We start from the raw sequence: 19215 nt of genomic DNA, 5'->3' as shown, positions 1-19215 counted from the left end.
CCGGTCAGTGGCGCTCCCCTTCCGGTGTGGCGGCCCGTGCTGTCACCAGCACATGACCGCCGTCTCGCCCGGACCCCACGAGGAGTACAGGCGGACCCGGACGACGTAGCGGCGGCCCTTGACGAGCCGTGTTCTCAGCCTGGCGTTGTGCGGCGTTCCACCGTCGTCCTCACCGACCAGGAAGCGCGGCTCGCCGTCCCGCTCCTCGAAGACCACGACGACGGTGTCGCCCTCCCCGAAGACCCCCACGGTGTAGTCGCGGGTCTCCGGCGGCTCGATGACGAGGTCCGCCTGCTCGCCCGCGCCCAGCCCGAGCGGCACCGAGCGGAACGGCACCAGCGCGGTCGGCCCGGAGGGGTCGGCCGGCGGGTACCAGCGCAGGACGAACTCCTTGTCGGCGGCCGAGAGCGTGCCGGGCGGGTGCAACCCGCCGCGGTACTGCTCCGGCTCCAGGACCAGCCCCGACGGGAACGGATACTCCATGATCGACTGCGGGTCCCAGACGGCCCCGTTGACCTCGTCCGCGTCGAGCTTGCGCAGTATGTTGAAGTACGTCCGGTCCCGGCTCCAGTGGTTCGGCGGGCCGGACAGCTCCGCGTAGACGGCCTCGTCGTCCCAGTGGATCCCGGCGAACGGGCTCTGGTGCTCGTGCAGCATCCCCAGGGCGTGCCCGATCTCGTGCAGGGCCGTGCAGCGGTCCCCCGACGCGGCCAGGTCCCAGCCGAAGTTCATGGTGCGTTCGTTCAGGCCGACCTTGAGGGCGTCCTTCCCCACCGCCGACCACGAGCCGTCGCCCGCCTGGAAACCGATCCGCAGCTCCGCCTCCGAGCGGTCGCCGACCTCGGTGAAGACGAGTCCGATCCCGAGGTCCCGCCACTCACGGAAACAGGAGCGCACCAGTTCCCGCTGCTCCTCGCTCCCGACCCACGACACCCGGCGCGTACGGCCCGTACCCGGGACCGTGATGACCGAGGCGTCGGCGTCACCGTCGAAGAAGTAGTAGTGCAGCACAGTGCCGTTGACCCACATCCGCCGCCCGCCGACGAGCGCGCCGAGCCGCTCGGCGGCCAGCCCCGGCGGCAACGCGGGGGCGGGCTGCTGCGGCAGCGAGCAGTAGCGGGCGGTCATGTGATCAGCGTGCCGTCCGGGCGGCCCCGGCGCCTGAGTCGAGCTCTACTCAACTCCCCCTGTATCAAGACTGAGCAACCGGACTCTCCTTGTCGTGACGACTTTCGACGTGATGCCCCTGGAGCGGGACGCGAGGACACCGGCGGCCGGGACCTGGCCGTTCACCGGACGCGCGGACGAACTGGAGCTGGTGCGCCGGTCGGTGACCGCGGGCCGGCCCGGAACCGTGATCACCGGCCCGGCGGGCCGCGGCAAGACCCGGCTGGTCACCGAGGCCCTGCGCGGCACCGACCACGTCCGCGCGGCCGGCACACCCGAGTCCCGCCACCTGCCGTTCGCCGCCTTCGCCCACCTGCTGCCCGAATCCGTCACGCTGCACCGCGCGGTCCAACTCCTCTCCGGCGTACGGCTGCTGGTGGTGGACGACGCCCATCTGCTGGACGACGCCTCGGCCGCCCTGGTCCACCAGCTCGCCGTGCACGGCCGGACCCGGCTGGTGGTCGTCGTGACGGACACGGCCGCCGCGCCCGAAGCGGTCTCCCGGCTGTGGACCGGCGAACTGCTGCCCCGCCTCAGCCTCGAACCGCTGCCCCGCGAGGAGACCGCCGACCTGCTCACGGCGGCCGTCGGCGCCACCCCCGAGCCGCTCACCGCCGGCCGCCTGCACCGCCTGTGCCGGGGCGACCTGCGGCTGCTGCGCGAACTGCTCGGCGCGGTACGGGAACGGGGCCCGTTCGGCACGGTCCCGGAGACGGGGGAGTGGATCTGGCGCGGCCCCGTGCCGGTCACCGCGACCCTGCGGGAACGCACCGCCCCCGCCCTCGGCCGCCGCACGCCCGAGGAGCGGGAGACCCTGGAGCGGCTGGCCTTCGCCGAACCCCTGGCGCCGGCCCTGGACGACCTCGACCTGGACGTGCTGGAACGGCTGGAGACCGAGGGACTGGTCGAGGTCGACGACGAGCACGGCACGGTACGGCTCGCCCATCCCCTGCACGGTCCGGTGCTGCGTGCCGCCGCCGGCCGGCTGCGGGCCCGGCGGCTGACCCGCGCCCCCGGCGGCTGCGGCCGGGCCCTGGAGGCGGAGACGGCCGACCTCGCCCGGCGCGTCGAGCGGGCCGACGTACGCCACGTCGCCGCACCGGTGGGGGAGTGGCTGGTCGCCGAGGGGGCCCGGGTACCGGCCGGCGACGCGGCCGTGCGGGCCCGGTTCGCGCGGCTGCGCGGCCGGCTCCGGGAGGCCGCGGCATGGGCCCGCGAGGGACTGCGGTCGTCCCCCGGCGACCCCGGCTGCCGCACCGAACTCGCCCTCGCCGCAGCCCAGTCGGGCCGGGCCGTGTCGGACGGCGGGGCGACCGGCGGCAGGGTGACCGACGGCGGGGTGACCGACGGCGGGGCCGCCGTCTGGCTGGCCGCCGCGCGCGGCGACCTCGACGCGGCCCTGGCCGCCGTGGCCGACGACGCCTACGACGCCGTACGGCTCGGCGTGCCGCAGCGGGCCGCCGGGCGGCTGACCGGGGTGTTCGCCGCCCACGCGGACGCCCTCGCGCGCCGCGACGGACCGGCCCTGGACCGGGCCGCCGGGGAACTGGAGCGCCGGGGCTTCCTGCTGTTCGCGGCGGAGGCGCACGCCCAGGCGGCACGGGTCCACCGCGACCCGAGCGCCGCGCGCACCGCCCGTACCCGGGCCGTCGCCCTGGCCCGCCGCTGCCAGGGCGCCCGGACCCCGGCCCTGTCCGGACTGGTCCTCGGCGAACTCACCGCCCGGCAACGGCAGATCGTCACCCTCGCCGCCGCCGGGCTGAGCAACCGGCAGATCGCGGAGCGACTCACCCTCTCCGTCCGGACCGTCGGCAACCACCTCTACAGCGCCTACGCCCGCCTCGGCGGCGGCGACCGGGGCGCGCTGCCGTGGCTGGTGGAGCTGCCCGGGGCACGAGCGGCGGCCTGACCGGGCACCCGGCCCGCACCGGGGCCCGGGGTCGCGAGGGGCGGCCGGTCGGTCAGGCCGCCCCGAACGCCGAGAACGCCCACCCGGTGGCCTGGTGCACCGCGTCGCCCGGCAGCGCGGCCCGCGCGTCGCGCAGCGCCTCCGCCAGCGACAGCCCGGCGTCCAGGCCCTTGTGCAGCGCGAGCATCAACGGCACCACCGCCGCGTCGTTGACCGGTGCCGTGCACGCCACCACCCCGGCCGTGCCCAGCGGCAGCAGCGCCGTGACCAGGCCGAGCAGCTCGTCCGCGCCCACCGACGCGAACCGGGCGGTGTCGCAGCAGGACAGGATGATCCGGTACGGGCTGCGGTCCAGCCGCTCGAAGTCGTGCACGATGAGCGGCCCGTCGGCCATCCGCAACGACGAGAACAACGGGCTGTCCGCCCGGAACGTGCCGTGCGCCGCGATGTGCGCCAGCGCCGCCCCGTCCAGCTCCCGCAGCACCCGGGGCACGCGGGCCCCGTCGCCCTCCAGCACGACCGGCGCCCCGCGCGCGAGCGGTCGCCCCGGCGCCGGGTACCCCGGCTCCCCGTTCCCGCCGGCGGACGCTCCGCCGACCGGATACCTGTCGACCGGATACCTGTCGACCGGATCCCCTTCGACCGGATCCCCTTCGACCGGATACCTGTGGACCGAATTCCCTTCGACCGAATTCCCTCCGACAGGGGCCCTGTCGGGCCTGCCGGGCCTGCCGCCCCCGTCGACGCGCGTCGCCGACGCCTCGTGACGGAGGCGGTCGGTCTCGGGGTGCGGGGCGCGAGTCCCGTGACGCGCGGCGGGCGTCACACGCGCCCCGTAGGCGCCGGACGGCACCGCCTGGGCCCCGTAGCCCCCGGACGGCATCCCCTGCGCCCCGTACCCCTCGGCCAGCAGCGGGACCTCCGCGCCGCCGCTGGCCAGGCCCGGGCCGCGGACCAGGATGTGCCGGCCGCCGGACGGGGGCGCCGTCCCGCGGGCGCGCAGCCAGCTGGTCGCCGACGGGGAGACGCTCAGGACCCGGTCGCGCAGCGCCGGCAGCAGCGCCCACGGCACCCGGTGCAGCCTCCCCGGCGGCACCACCACGACCGGTCCGGCCCCGAGATGCGCCGCCGCCGGACCGAGCAGCAGCTCCTCCAGGCGACGCCCCGCGGCCTCCACCACTGGCAGCCGCGCCTCCGCGCCGGGATGGGCCAGCCGCCGCAGCCCGGCCTGGACGTGCTCGGCCTCCCGCTCCGCCTCCGCCAGCAGCCCCGCCTCGAACCGCCGCACCCGCCCCTGCCCGCACAGCAGCACCTGCACCCGGCCGTCGAGCACCGCCAGCTCCACCAGCCGTACGTCGTCCCCCAGCGCCGCCAGCAGCCGGCCGACGTCGAACCGGTCACCGCCGCCCGGCGCCTCCCCGCGCATGTGCAGGGTCCGCGCGCGGATCTCCCGCTCCAGGCGCCGCTGTTCACGCTCCAGCGCCGCCACCGGACGGCCCTCCATCCGGGCCTCCTCCGCCCGCGCCGCGATCTCCCGGAACGCCGTCAGGTCGCTGAGCAGCACAGGGTCGGCCGGCGGCCGGGCCGGCGGCGCGGTCAGCACCGTCGCCCGCCACCGCTCGCTCCACACCAGCAGCCGCCGCGGCCCGCCCGAGGCCAGCGACGCCTCCTGGGCCAGTGCCGCCAGTTCCGCGCCCTGCGCGGTCGCCCGGGCCCGCAGCTCCGAGGCGCCCAGCGTCATCCGGTGGTCGTCCAGCACGTCCAGACCGCGCCGGCACGCCTCCAGCACCCCGCGCGGGGAACCGGCAGCCCGCGCCCGCAGCGCCTGCGCCGCCCAGCCCGTCATCCGGGCCAGCGGCGGACCGCTGCGCCGGCTGCGCGCGGCGACCGCCAGATGCCGTTCCGCGTCCGCCGTCCAGCCCAGGTCCAGCGCGATCCGCCCGGCCAGCAGCGACGCCTCCGGCGCGGCCGGCGCCCCGAACGAGGCCAGCTTCTCCGCCACCGCCGCCGCGTCCGCGACCAGCCGCCCCGAACCCCGCCCGGCCGCCACCCGCGCCTCGATCAGCACCAGCCGGGCGTGCGTCTCGTACCAGGTGCGCCGCTGCGCCGCGAACAGCCGCACCGCGACGGCCGCCCGCGCCACCGCGGTCTGCGCGTCACCCGCGAGCCGCGCCGCCCGCGCCGCGACCAGCAGCAGTTCCGCCTTGCGGGTGGACTGCCCGCCGATGCCGTCCAGGACGGCGATCGCCTGATCGACCTCGGCCAGCGCCTCCGGGGCCAGCCCGGCCGCCATCATGACCTCGCTGCGCCGGATGTTCAGCATGAACATCGGCGTGCCCAGCGCCGCGTACCGCTCGCTCGCCTCGTCGAGCAGCCGCAGTGCGGCCGGCACGTCGCCGGACCGGAACGCGGCCAGCCCCCGGCTCTCCACCGCGTCCGCCTTGTCGTGCTCCTGGTCCGTGGTGCCCCACAGCTCCTCCGCCGCCGCGAAGTCGGCCTCCGCCCGCTCCACCGCCCCCAGCGCCAGGTGCACCGTCGCCCGCAGCGTCAGCGCCCGCGCCGTCCAGATGACGTCACCGGCCTGCCGCAGCACGACTATCGCCCGCCGTACGTCCTCCAGCGCCTCCCCGTGCCGGCCCAGCACCCACCACACGTACGCCCGCCGGTACAGCACCCGCGCCCGGGTGTGCCCGGTCCCGCGCGCCACGCCCCGCTCGAAGGCGGCCAGCCCCTGCCGGGTACGGCCCGTGTGCACCAGGGCCACCCCCAGAGTGGCCAGGACGTCGGCCTCTCTTTCGGGTGAATCCGCCCGGGCCGCCAGATCGCGGGCCCGCCGCAGATGGGCCAGTGCCAGCCGGGTGTCGCCGAAGTCCCGCTGCCAGATGCCGATCACCTGATGGGCGATCGAGGCGTGCAGCGGCGGCGGGGCGGCGTCCAGAAGCCCTTCCGCCCTCGCCAGTGCCTCGTTCGGGGCCGCGAACACCATCGGCAGCAGTTCGAAAACCGAGTCGCTTCCCGCTGTCACCTCAAGGATGGTAGTGGCAGCGCACCACGTCACACAGGTGCGGGTCTGTATCAATCAGCTGTCTCCAGACTCTGAATGACGAACGCCGCCTCAGGGGGAGAGGACCCGCCATGGCACCACAGCGATTCCGCGAGCAGTTCGACCACATCCAGCGCTCGATGCCCGACGTCCCGCTGGCGATGGGCCCCGACGACTCCGCCGAGTTCCTCTACGAGAAGGGCGTCGTCCTCGCCCGCGACGGCGAGGAGGCACGCGTCGTCGAGGACACCGTCCGCGAGCACTTCACCGCCGTCGCCGGGCTCGACGCCGACCAGGTGCGCCGCGCGAGCCGTGAGACCAACCGCTGTGGCATCACCCGTATCCAGGTCGGCGACCCCGGCCAGGGCACCGGCGCCGGCGACCCGGCCGTCGCGAACGCCCTGCGGTCCCTGGCCGCCGCCGAGGGCCGCGCCCAGCGCCGCCTGGTCAGCCGCAACCACGTCGTGCACATCGCCGTCAACGCCTGCCCCGGCGACGAACCCGTCCCGGTGCCCCGCACCGAACCGCCCAACCCGGCGGCGGCCGACACGCCGTACGACCCCGGCTCGGCGGTCGGCGTCCTCGTCATCGACACCGGCCTCACGCGCGACCACCGGTCCAGCCCGCTGCTCGCCCACACCCGGGGCGACCTCCAGATCAAGGAGTGGGACGACGCCGGCGTCCTGATGCAGTACGCCGGCCACGGCACCTTCATCGCCGGGCTCCTCGCGGCCGTGGCGCCCAACACCGACATCACCGTGCGCAACACCCTCAACGACGCCGGGGCGATCCTGGAGTCCGAGTTCGGCGAGAAGCTGTTCGAGGCCGTCGACCAGGACGGCTGGCCCGACCTCATCAGCCTCTCCGCCGGCACCCCCAACGGCCGCACCGACGGCCTGCTCGGCGTGCACGCCTTCATGGAGGAACTGCGCACCCGCGGCACCCTCCTGGTCGCCGCCGCCGGCAACAACGGCAGCGCCACGCCGTTCTGGCCCGCCGCCTACGCCGACCTGCCCGGCTGGGAGGACTCGGTGCTGTCGGTCGGCGCGCTGCGCTCCGACGGCGAGGGCGGCGCCTGCTTCTCCAACCACGGCCCCTGGGTCAAGGCGTACGCCCCCGGCGAGCGCCTCACCAGCGCCCTCACCGGCTTCGACACCCCCGTCCCGTACGTCTACCAGCACTCCACCTACGACGCCTGCCGGTACGGCTCCGCCTACGCCTGCACCTGCCAGGCGCCCCGGCACACCGGCCTGCTGAGCGAGCCGGGCGAGGCGCCCGCCAAGGCGGACCAGGTGATGTTCGAAGGGAACGCGCAGTGGAGCGGCACCTCGTTCGCCACCCCCGTCGTCGCCGGCCTGATCGCCGCGCACATGACGACGCACAAGGAGACCGACGCGCGCACGGCCCGGGGCCTGCTCCTGGCGTCGAACACCGCGTACACCGAGGTGCGCGGCGCGCACGTACCGGCGCTGCTGCCGCCCACCTGGCGACCGGTCCCCGTCGAACCCCCGGCCGACGGGGCATGAGGGGCGGAACGGCCCCCTCCACGGCGTACGATGGCGTGTCGTACACGAGGGGTGGGGCCGTGGACCGTACAGATGTCGGGGCGCTCGTCCAGTCCGCCGCCGACGGTGACGCGGCGGCCTGGAAGGCGCTGGTGGAAGGGCTGGGCCCGCTGGTGTGGTCCGTGGCGCGGGCACACCGGCTGTCCGACGCCGACGCGCACGAGGTGTACCAGACCGCCTGGTTCCGCTTCGCCCAGAACCTGGGGCGCATCCGGGAACCGGAGAAGGCGGGCTCCTGGCTGGCCAGCACCGCGCGCAACGAGTGCCTGAAGGTGCTCAAGGCGGCCCGTCGGTGGACGCCGACGGACGATCCGCAGCTGCTCGACCGGGTGAGCGAGGACCTCACGCCGGAGGAGTCGGTGCTCGACTCCGAGGAGGCCGCCGCGCAGAGCGAGCGGGTCCGGTGGCTGTGGCAGGAGTTCGAGGAACTGGGCGAGCGCTGCAGGCAGTTGCTGCGCGTGCTGATGGCGTCGCCGCCGCCCAGCTATCAGGAGGTGTCGGCGGCGCTGGACATCGCCGTCGGCAGCATCGGACCGATGCGTCAGCGCTGTCTGAGGCGCCTGCGGGCGCGACTGGAAGCCCGGGGGGCGGCATGAGCGAGATGCGTGACGAGAGTGTGGACGACGGGTTCGACGACTCGCTGCTGGAGGAGGAACTGCGGCAGGCGGCCGCCATCCTGGACCCGATACCGGCCGAGCTGAGCCGGATCGCCGTGGAGGCGTTCGCGCTGCGCGACCTGGACGCCGGGCTCGCCGAGCTGACGTTCGACTCGCTCGTCGACGCCCTGCCCGTCCGGGGCGAGACGGACCCGCCGCGGATGCTGACCTTCCGCGCCGGGGACGTGAGCCTGGACATCGAGGTGAGCGCCGAGGGCCTGTTCGGACAGGTGATGCCGCCGCAGCCGGCCCGGATCGAGGTGCTCAGCGGCCTGCGGACGGCCCGGTCGCTCGCGGCCGACGACATGGGACGGTTCACCGGCGAGGCACCGCCGTCCGGCCCGTTCGCGCTGCGGCTGCGGGCCGGCGGGGAGGTCGTCGTCACCGAGTGGCTGCGCGCCTGAGCCTCGGGGCGCAGGCGCGGCGCAGGGTCCGCGGGCCCGCGTCACCAGGCGCAGGGCAGGGTCCGCGGGCCGCGGATCATGGTCCGGCGCCGCCAGGCCACCTGCTCGGGGCCGCCCGCCAGCCGCAGTCCGGGCAGCCGGTCCAGCAGCGTGCCGACGAGCAGCTCCAGCTGCAGCCGGGCGAGCACGGCGCCGGTGCAGTAGTGCGGCCCGTTGCCGAAGGCCAGGTGCGCTCCGGCGTCCCGGCCGGGGTCGATCCGGTCCGGGTCGGGGAAGACGTCCGGGTCCCGGTTGGCGGCCAGGTAGGAGACGTAGACGGGGTCGCCCGCGCGGATGAGGTGGCCGCGCAGCTCGACGTCCTCCCGGGCGATCCGGGCCAGGCCCACCGAGGAGCGGTGCGGGATGTAGCGCAGCAACTCGTCCAGGACGGCGCCCCGCTCCTCGGGCCGCTCCCGCGTCCGGGCCATCAGCTCGGGGCGGGTGAGCAGCAGGTACAGCATCTGGCCGCAGTTGTGGGTGACGGCCTCGCCGCCGATCTGCAGCGGCCCGGCCAGCCCGATCGCCTCCTGCTCGGCGACCTCGCCGCGCGCGACGGCGGCACCGAGCAGGGAGTAGACGTCCTCGCCGGGGTCGTGCGCGCGGGCCCGGACGGTCTCGGTGATCCAGCCGTACAGACTGTTCTTGGCCCGCTCGGCGCCCTCGACCCCGCCGGAGGTGGAGATGATCTCCCGGGTCCAGGAGTGCACCCGTTCCCGGTCGGCGGCCGGCACCCCCATCACCTCGCTGACGACGGCGATCGGGAAGGGTTCGAGGACCCGTTCGACCAGGTCCGCGGGCGGCCCGTCCCGCACCACGCCGTCCACCAGGGCGTCCAGCATCTGCTGCGCCCGGGGCCGCAGCCGCTTCATCGCGCCCACGGTGAAGGCCCCGGCCACCGCCCGCCGCAGCCGGTTGTGGTCGGGCTGGTCGGCGAAGGCGAGCGAGCCGGGACGAGGCTTGAAGTGCGGCGCCATCCGCGTCACCTGACGCTGTGTCACCTCCGATCGCTCGAACCGCGGATCGTTGGTGATCAGCTTCACGTCCTCGTGCCGGGTGGCCAGCCACGCCCAGCCCTCGCCGTGCGGCAGCCGGATGCGGGTCAGCGGGCCCTCGCGCATCAGCTCGGCGAGGACCGGGTCGAACTCCGTACCGTCCAGGTCGAGCGCGGGCCAGTCCCGCACCGGGGGCGGGTTCCGGTCGGTGAGCGTGCTGGTCTCCTGCGTCATTCCCCCACCTTCTCCGGGTGGGGGGCCCGTGTCGCGCCGGAGTGCTCCAGGCGGTCGTCGGCCGGGGGCGGGGCGGGCGGACCGGTCAGCCGGAGACCGCGTCGACGAGGGCGGCCAGGGACGTGGCCAGCCGGGACAGCCCGGGGCCGGCCGGGCCGCCGGGCTCGGACATGTACGTGTCCCGGCGGATCTCCACCATCAGCGCGCCGACCTCGGCCCGCTTCCCGTAGAAGTCCAGCGGTACGTACGTCCCGCTGAACGGGCTGTCCAGCCCCGTCTCCCCGCACGGCGCGAACGCCTCCCGGGCCGCGGCGAGCAGTTCGGGCGAGGTGTGGAAGCCGTCCGTGCCCAGGCAGACCGGCGGGCGCGGACCCGCACCGTGCAGTTCGTAGGGGAGCGGCTCGGTGGGGTACGAGTGCACGTCGATGATCACCGCGCGCCCGGTGGCGGCGAGCCGGCCGGCCACCGCCTCGGTCATCGCCCGCGCGTACGGCCGGAAGTACCGCTCGACCAGCGGCTCCGGGTCGGTGCCGCCGGCCCGCAGGACCTCACGGTGCGAGGTCCGCGTGTACACGGCGCCCATTCCGACGGCCGTCATCTCCTCCCGTTCGTCCGGGAACCGCTCGGGGTCGACGACCAGCCGGGAGAGCCGGTTGACGAACCGCCACGGCGGGACGGCGGCCAGCCCGGCCGCCGCTTCGGCGAGCGAGTCCGTGTGCGCGTCGGTGATGTGGTCCAGCTCCCGCGCCAGCTTCTCGTCGTCCGGGACGAGGCCGGCCCGGACAGCCGGCGGAATGCGCCGGGCGGCGTGCGGCACGTGCAGGACGACCGGGGAGGCGTCGGCGCCGGGAAGCAGGTCGAAGGCGGGCGGGGCGTCGGTCACGGGCTGCTCCCGGGGGCGTTGTCAGTGGGGTGCGGCAGTATCGGGGGTGCGGGACCGGAAGACCGGGACGACCGAGGGGGCATCATGCCGATCACCGAGCAGCGGGTGGCCGCACACCCGTTCCTGAAGGCGATGTACGAGGACGGGTACTACCCGGACCACGTGGTGGACCGGGGCAGGGACGTCCTGCGTCGGCTGTGCGAGCGCATCGAGGCCGAGCGCCCCGTCGACGTCGCGGCGCTGTACGCGCTGACCCACGCGGCCACCGAGGAGTTCAACGCGCTGGAGGAGGCGTTCGCCGAGGCCGGCAGCGAGATCGAGACCGTCGCCCGGGAGGCGATAGCCGAGGACTTCCGGTTCGTCGCCCAGGCGTACGGCTTCCCGGACGCCGATGCCGAGGAGCTGATCGCGCCGCGCGCGTGGTGAGAGACGGGCACCCCGCCTCCGCCGCTGCGGAGACGGGGTGCCGACTGCCTCAGGGCCTGTCGTTCGGATCAGGCGAGGGTCGCCAGCGCCTCGTTCCAGGTCGCCGACGGGCGCATGACCTCGGCGGCCTTGGCCGGGTCGGGCTGGTAGTAGCCGCCGATCTCCGCGGGCTTGCCCTGGACGGCGTTCAGCTCCTCGACGATCTTCGCCTCGTTGGCGGTGAGCGTCTCGGCGAGCGGGGCGAAGGCCTTGGCCAGCTCCGCGTCGTCGGTCTGCCGGGCCAGCTCCTGGGCCCAGTACAGGGACAGGTAGAAGTGGCTGCCGCGGTTGTCGATGCCGCCGACGCGGCGGGTCGGGGACTTGTCCTCGTTGAGGAAGGTCGCCGTCGCGCGGTCCAGGGCGTCCGCGAGGACCTTGGCGCGGGTGTTGCCCGTGGCCTCGGCGAACTGCTCCAGGGACGGCACCAGCGCGAAGAACTCGCCCAGCGAGTCCCAGCGCAGGTAGTTCTCCTTGACCAGCTGCTGGACGTGCTTCGGCGCGCTGCCGCCGGCGCCCGTCTCGAACAGGCCGCCGCCCGCCATCAGCGGGACCACCGACAGCATCTTGGCGCTGGTGCCCAGCTCCAGGATGGGGAAGAGGTCGGTGAGGTAGTCGCGCAGCACGTTGCCGGTGACCGAGATGGTGTTCTCGCCGCGGCGGATGCGCTCCACCGAGAGCTTGGTGGCCTCCACCGGGCTGAGGATCCGGATGTCCAGGCCCTCGGTGTCGTGCTCCGGCAGGTACTCCTCGACCTTGGCGATCAGGTTGGCGTCGTGGGCGCGGCCCTCGTCCAGCCAGAAGACGGCCGGGTCGCCGGTGGCGCGGGCGCGGGTGACGGCGAGCTTCACCCAGTCGCGGATCGGGGCGTCCTTGGTCTGGCAGGCGCGGAAGATGTCGCCGGCGGAGACCGTCTGCTCCAGGACGGCGTTGCCGTCGGCGTCGACCAGGCGGACCGTGCCCGTGGTGGGGATCTCGAAGGTCTTGTCGTGGCTGCCGTACTCCTCGGCCTTCTGCGCCATGAGGCCGACGTTCGGGACCGAACCCATGGTCGACGGGTCGTAGGCGCCGTTGGCGCGGCAGTCGTCGATGACGGCCTGGTACACGCCGGCGTAGGAGGAGTCCGGGATGACGGCGAGGGCGTCGTGCTCCTGGCCGTCGGGGCCCCACATGTGGCCGGAGGTGCGGATCATGGCCGGCATGGAGGCGTCGATGATGACGTCGGAGGGCACGTGCAGGTTGGTGATGCCCTTGTCGGAGTCGACCATCGCCAGCTCGGGGCCCTCGGCCAGCTCGGCGTCGAAGGACGCCTTGATCTCGGCGCCCTCGGGCAGGGACTCCAGCCCCTTGTAGATGCCGCCCAGACCGTCGTTCGGGGTCAGGCCGGCCGCGGCGAGGGTCTCGCCGTACTTCGCGAACGTCTTCGGGAAGAAGGCGCGCACCACGTGGCCGAAGATGATCGGGTCGGAGACCTTCATCATCGTGGCCTTCAGGTGCACCGAGTACAGGATGCCCTCGGCCTTGGCGCGGGCGACCTGCGCGGTGAGGAACTCGCGCAGCGCGGCGACGCGCAGCACGGAGGCGTCGACGACCTCGCCCTTCTTCACCGGGACGGACTCGCGCAGCACGGTGGTGGTGCCGTCGTCGCCGGCCAGCTCGATGCGCAGCGCGCCGTCCTCGGCGATCACCACGGACTTCTCGGTGGAGCGGAAGTCGTTCTCGCCCATGGTCGCCACGTTGGTCTTGGACTCGGCGGTCCAGGCGCCCATGCGGTGCGGGTGGGTCTTGGCGTAGTTCTTGACCGAGGCGGGGGCGCGGCGGTCGGAGTTGCCCTCGCGCAGGACCGGGTTGACCGCGGAGCCCTTGACCTTGTCGTAGCGGGCGCGGATGTCGCGCTCCTCGTCGGTCTTCGGGTCGTCCGGGTAGTCGGGCAGCGCGTAGCCCTGGGCCTGCAGTTCGGCGACGGCGGCCTTGAGCTGCGGGATCGACGCCGAGATGTTCGGCAGCTTGATGATGTTGGCCGCGGGGGTCTTGGCCAGCTCGCCCAGCTCGGCGAGGGCGTCCGGGATGCGCTGGTCCTCGGTGAGGTACTCCGGGAACACGGCGATGATGCGTCCGGCCAGCGAGATGTCCCGGGTCTCCACGGGGACACCCGCCTGCGAGGCGTACGCCCGGACCACCGGCAGGAAGGAATACGTTGCCAGGGCCGGGGCCTCGTCAGTGTGCGTATAGATGATGGTCGAGTCAGTCACCGGGTGCTCCGCTCCACGTCTGCAACATTGCTCGACATCAAGATATCTCGTGACCGGCCTGGTCTCGACAGGGGTCCGCCGCGGAGTTCCCGGGGGCGACTTCCGGAGCCGGACTTCCGGGCCGGACTTCCGGGCCGGACTTCCGGGCCGGACTTCCGGGCCGGAGCCGACGGGTGTCCGTCGGCTCCGGCCGCGGGTGTCAGTCGTGCACCGGCTGCGCGGTGTCCTCACCCGTGCGCTGCTGGGGGAAGACCACCGCTCCCTGCTGGAGGGCGACCGTCCGGGCGGGGGAGGGGATGCGGATGCCCTCCTCGCGGTAGCGCCGGTGCAGCCGCTTGATGAACTCGTGCTTGATCCGGTACTGGTCGCTGAACTCGCCGACGCCGAGGATGACGGTGAAGCCGATGCGGGAGTCGCCGAAGGTGTGGAAGCGGATCGCCGGCTCGTGCTCCGGCACGGCACCGGTGATCTCCGTCATGACCTCGGTGACGATCTCGGCCGTCACCCGTTCCACCTGCTCCAGGTCGCTGTCGTAGGCGACGCCGACCTGGACGGTGATGGTCAGCTGCTGCTCGGGCCGCATGAAGTTGGTCATGTTCGTCTTGGCGAGCTGCCCGTTGGGGATCACGACCAGGTTGTTGGACAGGTCGCGGACGGTGGTCTGGCGCCAGTTGATGTCCTCGACGTAGCCCTCCTCACCGCTGCTGAGCCGGATGTAGTCCCCGGGCTGCACGGTCTTCGAGGCGAGGATGTGGATGCCCGCGAAGAGGTTCGCGAGGGTGTCCTGGAGGGCCAGGGCGACCGCCAGACCGCCCACACCCAGGGCGGTGAGCAGCGGGGCGATGGAGATGCCCAGGGTCTGCAGCACCACCAGGAAGCCGATGGCCAGCACCAGCACCCGGGTGATGTTGACGAAGATCGTGGCCGACCCGGCGACCCCGGAGCGGGAGGTCGTGACCGTCCGCACCAGCCCGGCGATCACCCGCGCCGCGGACACCGTCACGACGAAGATGAGGAGGACCGTCAGCGTCTGGTTGACGGTGTGCTGGATCGTGCGGTTCAGCGGCAGCGCCGCCGCGGCGCCCGCGACCCCGCCCGAGACCGCTGCCCACGGTGCCACCGTGCGCAGCGCGGCCACGATCACGTCGTCCCCGCTCCAGCGGGTGCGGCCGGCGTGTCCGGCCAGCCAGCGCAGCAGCGCGCGCAGCAGGAAGGCGGCCAGCAGCCCGGCGGCCAGGGCGATGCCGGCCACCACCAGGTCGTCCACGGTGAGGTCGCGGGTCACCGGTCACCTCCGGGGAGGGAAGCGGCGGCGAGGGTCCTCGCCGACGGCCGGATGTGAAGTCTCGTCACGTCGTCACCTGCTCGATTCCGGAAGGGCGATCACACCGCTCGGTGATCTGTTCGAGCGGCGCGACCGCTCATCCTGCCGCATCCCGGCCGGTGGACGTACCGCGTCCGCGGGCCGGGGGAGGGGCTTCGGCCACCGGGCCGTACGGACGACGGGTACCGCACCACCGCACCGGGACCGGGCCGGGTACGACGGCGGCGGCCCCGGGCCGGACCGTCCGCGTTATCTTGCTCGGGCGCGAAGCGAGGGTTCAGGCGTCGTTCATTTCGAGGAGTCGTACGTGGGGGCACAGGACGCGCGGGAGGCGACCGCGCGGGACACGGGCGTGCGGGACACAAGTGCCTTACGGGAGGTGAGTGCCTTACGGGAGGGAGGCGCCGTACGGGAGGCAGGCACCGTGCCCGCGCGGGACACGGCCGCGCGGCTGCGGGCGATCTGCGGTGAGCTGTCGGACCGCTTCTACGAGCGGGACGACGTGGTGCGGACGCTGGTGGTGACGCTGCTGGCCGGACAGCACTCGCTGCTGCTCGGCCCGCCCGGCACGGCCAAGTCCGAACTGGCTCGGGAACTCACGGGCCGCGTCGAGGGGGCCTCCTACTGGGAGATCCTGCTGTCCAAGTTCACCGCGCCGACCAGGATGTTCGGCCCCATCGACGTGGCCGCGCTCGCCCGCGGCGAGTACCGGCAGGTCTACGAGGGCCGCGCCACCACCGCGCACGTGGCGTTCATCGACGAGATCTTCAAGTGCTCCACGGCCGCGCTGAACGAGACGCTGGGCTATCTCAACGAGCGGATCTACCACCCCGAGAACGGCGGCGAGCCGATCCGCTGCCCCCTGATCGGCGCCATCACGGCGAGCAACGAACTGCCCACCGGCGAGGACTCGGCCGCGATCTACGACCGGCTGCTGGTCCGGATCGAGGTCGGCTACCTGGCCGACCCCTCGAACTTCGCCGCGCTGGTCCGCTCCGCCGTCAGCCGCCCGGAGCCACCGGCCAGGACCACCGTCTCGCTGGCCGCGTTGCGGCAGGCCGTGACCGGGGCCGTGCCGGACGTGGCGGTCCCCGACGCGATCGTGGACGCGGCGTGCACGCTGCGGGCCGCCCTGCGCCGCAAGGAACTCGTCGCCTCCGACCGCCGCTGGCGGCAGGCGGTGCGGCTGCTCCAGGCGTCCGCGTACCTCGACGGCCGCCCGGCGGTCGCCGAGACCGACCTGTCGGTGCTGACCCACGTGCTGTGGGACTCGCCCGCCCAGCGCCCGACCGTCGAGCGCGAGGTGCTGCACCTGGTCAACCCGGACGCCAAGGAGGCGCTCGACCTGGCCGACACCCTCGACGAACTGGAGGCCCAGCTCGACGCCATGGCCGGGCAGTCCCGTGAGGCCCTGAGCGAGTGGGTCATCAAGCACGCCCACAACAAGCTCGCCACGGCGGGCAAACGGCTGGAGAAGCTGCGCGCGGAGGCAGCGGGCGCCGGCCGTTCCACCGCCGCCATCGACCGGGTCACCGGCCGCCAGCGCGCGGTCCGCGCCCGGGTCCTCACCGAGGCCCTCGGCGTGGACGCGAGCATGGTGCAGGCCCAGTTCTGAACGGCGGCGAGGACGGACAGGACATGGACGCGACACCCGGCAGGCTCGACGCACTGGCGGCCCGCGCCGGGACCTGGCTGGGCCGCTCGGCCGGCACCCCCGAGCGGCACACCGCGGCCGTGGTCACGGACCCCTTCGAACGCATCGCCTGGCGCGACACCTACGGCCGGTCGGCGGGCCTGCGCGAGCTGGCCGAGGAGCTGAACGAGCGTTACGAGCACGCCACCGACCTGCTGGCCGATGTGTTCGTGGCCGCCTACCAGCCCGTCCCGCTGCTGCGCGAGCGCGCGGAGATGGACCCCTCCCGGCTGGTGAACCACCAGGTCGTCGCCGCGCTGGCCGAGTCGGCGGACTTCGCCGAGCTGCGCCGGGAGACGGCGGGCGACCCCTATGCCGCCGCCATGGCCGTACTCGCCCAGGCCGCCGAACTGCGCCGGATGCTCGCCGGTTCGCGGGACGCCCAGGAACAGGCCGAGCGGGCGAGCGGGGCCCGGCGGGCCGCCGACGGCGCGGCGGGCGCCGTGGGCGAGGCGCTCCGGGAGGCCGCCGAGGAGGCCGGAGCGGACGGCACCGTGCCCGACCGGGCCGCCGACGCCGTCCAGCGGGCGATCCGGGCCGCCGAGACCGCCGACGCCGCCGCCCGGCAGGCGGCCCGGGCCGCCCAAGGGGCCCTCGCGGCGGCGGGCGGCCAGGTCCGTGCCGCCGCGCGCACCGCGGTGGCACGGGCGGCCCGGACCGTCCGGCAGGAGGCCGCGCTGACGCGCGCGTGGGGCATCGGTCCCGGCGAGCTGGAGCGGCTGCCGTTCGACCAGCGGGCCCGGCTCGCCGAACGGCTGCGCACCGGCCGGCTCGCCCGGTGGGCCGAACTGATCGGCCGCTTCCGGCAGATGGCCGGCGGCGAACGCGCCCGCAAGGTGGAGAACACCACCGGGGAACTGGTCGGCGTCACCCTCGGCGACGACCTCTCCCGCGTCATCCCCTCCGAACTGGCCCACCTCGGCCTGCCCGGCCTGCGCGCGGTCTTCGCCGCCCGCTACGCCGCCGGCGAACTGATGCTCTACGACAGCCAGGGCGAGCAGGACACCGGCCGGGGCGCCGTCATCGCGTGCGTCGACACCTCGCACTCCATGTACGCGCAAGGGCCCGGCGGCATCACCCGGGAAGCGTGGTCCAAGGCCTGTGCCCTGGCGCTGCTGGACCAGGCCCGCGCGGCGCGGCGCGACTTCGTCGGCATCCTCTTCTCCGCCGCCGACAAGCTCCGCGTCTTCCGCTTCCCGGCCGACCGGCCCGCCGAGGCCGCCGAGGTCGTCGAGTTCGCGGAGACCTTCCTCGGCGGCGGCACCGACTTCCAGCGGCCGCTGTCGGCCGCCGTCGACATCCTGGCGGCGGAACTCGACGACGCGGCGCGCGGGCGCGGCGACATCGTGCTGATCACCGACGACGCGTGCGAGGTCACCGAGGCGTGGACCCGCGGCTGGAACGAGGCCAGACACCGGCTGGGCTTCCGCCTCTTCGGCGTGGCCATCGGCGTCCCGGACGCGGCCGAGACCGGCTCGGTCCTGGAGGCCCTGTGCGACAACCTCCGTACCGTCGACGACCTCACGGACGTGCACGCCGCCGCCGACCTCTTCCGGGTCATCTGACCCGGCGATCCGGCCCGGGGGCCGGCCGCCCGCTCAGATGACCTTCAGCCGTACCAGCGCCCCCAGCGTCAGCGCCCCCGGCAGCAACGGCAGCCAGACGGTGATGATCCGGTAGGCCAGCACCACCGCCGTCGCCACGGCCGCCGGGCCGCCCGCCGCCACCAGCGCCACCACCAGCGCGGCCTCGACCGACCCCAGGCCGCCCGGCGTGGGCACCAGCGCCACCGCGACCGTCGCCGCCAGGTACGCCAGCGCCATGTGCGCGGCCGGCACCGGCAGCCCCAGCGCCCGTCCCGTCAGCACCAGCGCGGTCGCCTGCAGCGCGGGGAAGGCCAGCGAACCGCCCCACAGCGCCAGCGCCCGCGCCGGACGGGTGTGCACCGAACGGGCCTCGCCGAGCGCGGTGCGCAGGAAGCCGGTCACGGCCGTGCGCACCCGCCGCACCAGCGCCAGTACGCCCGCCGCCACCACCAGCACCGCCACCGTGCCGAGCAGCAGGGGGCCGGCGAACCCCTCGGGCAGCAGCGCCCCGAGCCGCAGCGCGCCGGGGAAGGCGAGCAGCAGCACCCCGAGCAGCGCCACCCGGCCGACGCTCTCGGCCAGCAGGTACAGGGCGAGCGCGGCCGAGGAGCGGGCCAGCGGCAGCCCGCACACCGTCATGAACCGCAGGTTGACCGCGCCCGCGCCCAGGCCGCTGGGCAGCAGGTGGTTGGCGGCGCCGGCCGCGAACTGGGTGGCCAGCAGCCGTCCGCCGGGCAGCCGCTGAACTACGGCGCCCTGCCGGGTGCAGGCGGCGGCGACCCAGGTCAGACAGGTGGCGGCGACGGCGGCCAGCAGCCAGGGCCAGCTGGCCGTGGCGAGGTGCCTGACGCCCTCGGCGAGCACCGACCGCTGCCGCACGGCGACCACGGCGACGAGCACGAGCGGGAGCAGGCACAGGACCTGGCGGATCCGGTGGGCCGGGACGCGGCGCGCCCGCCGGGGGGATCGTCCCGGGGGAGCTTCGGGGAGGTGTACGGCTGTCACA

General features: G+C 74.6%; 14 protein-coding genes. 7 read left to right on the top strand and 7 right to left on the bottom strand.

Annotation, left to right across the window (positions count from 1 at the left end; genetic code table 11):
- Positions 1-42 precede the first annotated feature (42 nt).
- Entirely contained in the window at positions 43-1128 is a 1086-nt protein-coding gene (locus tag ACIQR3_RS35090; RefSeq protein WP_403545201.1) for a M12 family metallopeptidase, read from the bottom strand.
- 112 nt (positions 1129-1240) lie between these two features.
- On the opposite strand from ACIQR3_RS35090, the gene ACIQR3_RS35085 reads away from it, so the two are divergent.
- Positions 1241-3076 carry a LuxR C-terminal-related transcriptional regulator gene (locus ACIQR3_RS35085; RefSeq protein WP_403545224.1) on the top strand — a complete coding sequence of 612 codons (1836 nt, stop codon included), beginning with the start codon at positions 1241-1243 and terminating at the stop codon, positions 3074-3076.
- Positions 3077-3128: 52 nt separating this feature from the next.
- Here the strand turns inward: ACIQR3_RS35085 and ACIQR3_RS35080 are convergent, their stop codons facing one another.
- Positions 3129-6062 carry a CHAT domain-containing protein gene (locus ACIQR3_RS35080; protein WP_403545223.1) on the bottom strand — a complete coding sequence of 978 codons (2934 nt, stop codon included), beginning with the start codon at positions 6060-6062 and terminating at the stop codon, positions 3129-3131.
- A 149-nt stretch (positions 6063-6211) separates the two neighbouring features.
- Here ACIQR3_RS35080 and ACIQR3_RS35075 point away from each other — a divergent pair, with 149 nt between their 5' ends.
- Genes ACIQR3_RS35075 through ACIQR3_RS35065 form a run of 3 tightly spaced genes read left to right on the top strand, consistent with a single transcriptional unit; the run spans position 6212 to position 8744 of the window.
- The gene (locus ACIQR3_RS35075) at positions 6212-7645 is read left to right on the top strand and encodes a S8/S53 family peptidase (protein ID WP_403545199.1); all 1434 of its coding nucleotides are present in this window, start codon (positions 6212-6214) and stop codon (positions 7643-7645) included.
- A gap of 59 nt (positions 7646-7704) precedes the next feature.
- The gene (locus tag ACIQR3_RS35070) at positions 7705-8280 is read left to right on the top strand and encodes an RNA polymerase sigma factor (RefSeq protein ID WP_403545198.1); all 576 of its coding nucleotides are present in this window, start codon (positions 7705-7707) and stop codon (positions 8278-8280) included.
- Positions 8277-8744, top strand: a complete 468-nt coding sequence (locus ACIQR3_RS35065) for a hypothetical protein (protein WP_403545196.1) — start codon at positions 8277-8279, stop codon at positions 8742-8744. The genes ACIQR3_RS35070 and ACIQR3_RS35065 overlap by 4 nt, the downstream gene beginning before the upstream one ends.
- Positions 8745-8785: 41 nt before the next feature.
- Here the strand turns inward: ACIQR3_RS35065 and ACIQR3_RS35060 are convergent, their stop codons facing one another.
- Positions 8786-10009: a cytochrome P450 gene (locus ACIQR3_RS35060; RefSeq protein ID WP_403545194.1), complete on the bottom strand. Its 1224-nt coding sequence runs from the start codon at positions 10007-10009 to the stop codon at positions 8786-8788.
- 85 nt (positions 10010-10094) lie between these two features.
- Positions 10095-10892, bottom strand: coding sequence for an N-formylglutamate amidohydrolase (locus ACIQR3_RS35055; protein WP_403545192.1), 798 nt, complete (start codon positions 10890-10892; stop codon positions 10095-10097).
- An 84-nt stretch (positions 10893-10976) separates the two neighbouring features.
- Here ACIQR3_RS35055 and ACIQR3_RS35050 point away from each other — a divergent pair, with 84 nt between their 5' ends.
- On the top strand, positions 10977-11318 hold the full coding sequence (locus ACIQR3_RS35050; RefSeq protein WP_403545190.1) for a DUF5713 family protein: 342 nt from the start codon (positions 10977-10979) through the stop codon (positions 11316-11318).
- A 68-nt stretch (positions 11319-11386) separates the two neighbouring features.
- Here ACIQR3_RS35050 and ACIQR3_RS35045 read toward each other — a convergent pair whose 3' ends face one another.
- Both ACIQR3_RS35045 and ACIQR3_RS35040 read right to left on the bottom strand, forming a co-directional pair.
- Positions 11387-13606, bottom strand: coding sequence for an NADP-dependent isocitrate dehydrogenase (locus ACIQR3_RS35045; RefSeq protein ID WP_403545188.1), 2220 nt, complete (start codon positions 13604-13606; stop codon positions 11387-11389).
- A gap of 199 nt (positions 13607-13805) precedes the next feature.
- Positions 13806-14891 (bottom strand): mechanosensitive ion channel family protein, encoded by a 1086-nt coding sequence (locus tag ACIQR3_RS35040; protein WP_403545186.1) that lies wholly within the window; start codon positions 14889-14891, stop codon positions 13806-13808.
- 463 nt (positions 14892-15354) lie between these two features.
- Between ACIQR3_RS35040 and ACIQR3_RS35035 the strand changes: the two genes are divergently transcribed.
- Positions 15355-16545: an AAA family ATPase gene (locus tag ACIQR3_RS35035; protein ID WP_403545221.1), complete on the top strand. Its 1191-nt coding sequence runs from the start codon at positions 15355-15357 to the stop codon at positions 16543-16545.
- A gap of 23 nt (positions 16546-16568) precedes the next feature.
- Positions 16569-18188, top strand: a complete 1620-nt coding sequence (locus ACIQR3_RS35030; protein ID WP_403545184.1) for a VWA domain-containing protein — start codon at positions 16569-16571, stop codon at positions 18186-18188.
- A 33-nt stretch (positions 18189-18221) separates the two neighbouring features.
- On the opposite strand, the gene ACIQR3_RS35025 is transcribed toward ACIQR3_RS35030, so the two are convergent.
- A complete protein-coding gene (locus ACIQR3_RS35025) occupies positions 18222-19214 on the bottom strand; it encodes a YbhN family protein (RefSeq protein ID WP_403545182.1) in 993 nt (330 codons plus the stop codon).
- Position 19215: the final 1 nt, after the last annotated feature.

Source organism: Streptomyces sp. NPDC090994, from assembly GCF_044768905.1.
Lineage (GTDB): Bacteria > Actinomycetota > Actinomycetes > Streptomycetales > Streptomycetaceae > Streptomyces.
Note: the sequence above shows the minus strand (reverse complement) of the source record. Positions and strands in the feature narration are given on the sequence as shown.

What these genes read in the sequence shown, in the direction of transcription:
- ACIQR3_RS35075 (WP_403545199.1), top strand. Translation starts at nt 6,212, where the DNA reads ATGGCACCACAGCGATTCCGCGAGCAGTTCGACCACATCCAGCGCTCG.
- ACIQR3_RS35065 (WP_403545196.1), top strand. Translation starts at nt 8,277, where the DNA reads ATGAGCGAGATGCGTGACGAGAGTGTGGACGACGGGTTCGACGACTCG.
- ACIQR3_RS35060 (WP_403545194.1), bottom strand. Translation starts at nt 10,009, where the DNA reads ATGACGCAGGAGACCAGCACGCTCACCGACCGGAACCCGCCCCCGGTG.
- ACIQR3_RS35090 (WP_403545201.1), bottom strand. Translation starts at nt 1,128, where the DNA reads ATGACCGCCCGCTACTGCTCGCTGCCGCAGCAGCCCGCCCCCGCGTTG.
- ACIQR3_RS35050 (WP_403545190.1), top strand. Translation starts at nt 10,977, where the DNA reads ATGCCGATCACCGAGCAGCGGGTGGCCGCACACCCGTTCCTGAAGGCG.
- ACIQR3_RS35080 (WP_403545223.1), bottom strand. Translation starts at nt 6,062, where the DNA reads ATGGTGTTCGCGGCCCCGAACGAGGCACTGGCGAGGGCGGAAGGGCTT.
- ACIQR3_RS35030 (WP_403545184.1), top strand. Translation starts at nt 16,569, where the DNA reads ATGGACGCGACACCCGGCAGGCTCGACGCACTGGCGGCCCGCGCCGGG.
- ACIQR3_RS35085 (WP_403545224.1), top strand. Translation starts at nt 1,241, where the DNA reads ATGCCCCTGGAGCGGGACGCGAGGACACCGGCGGCCGGGACCTGGCCG.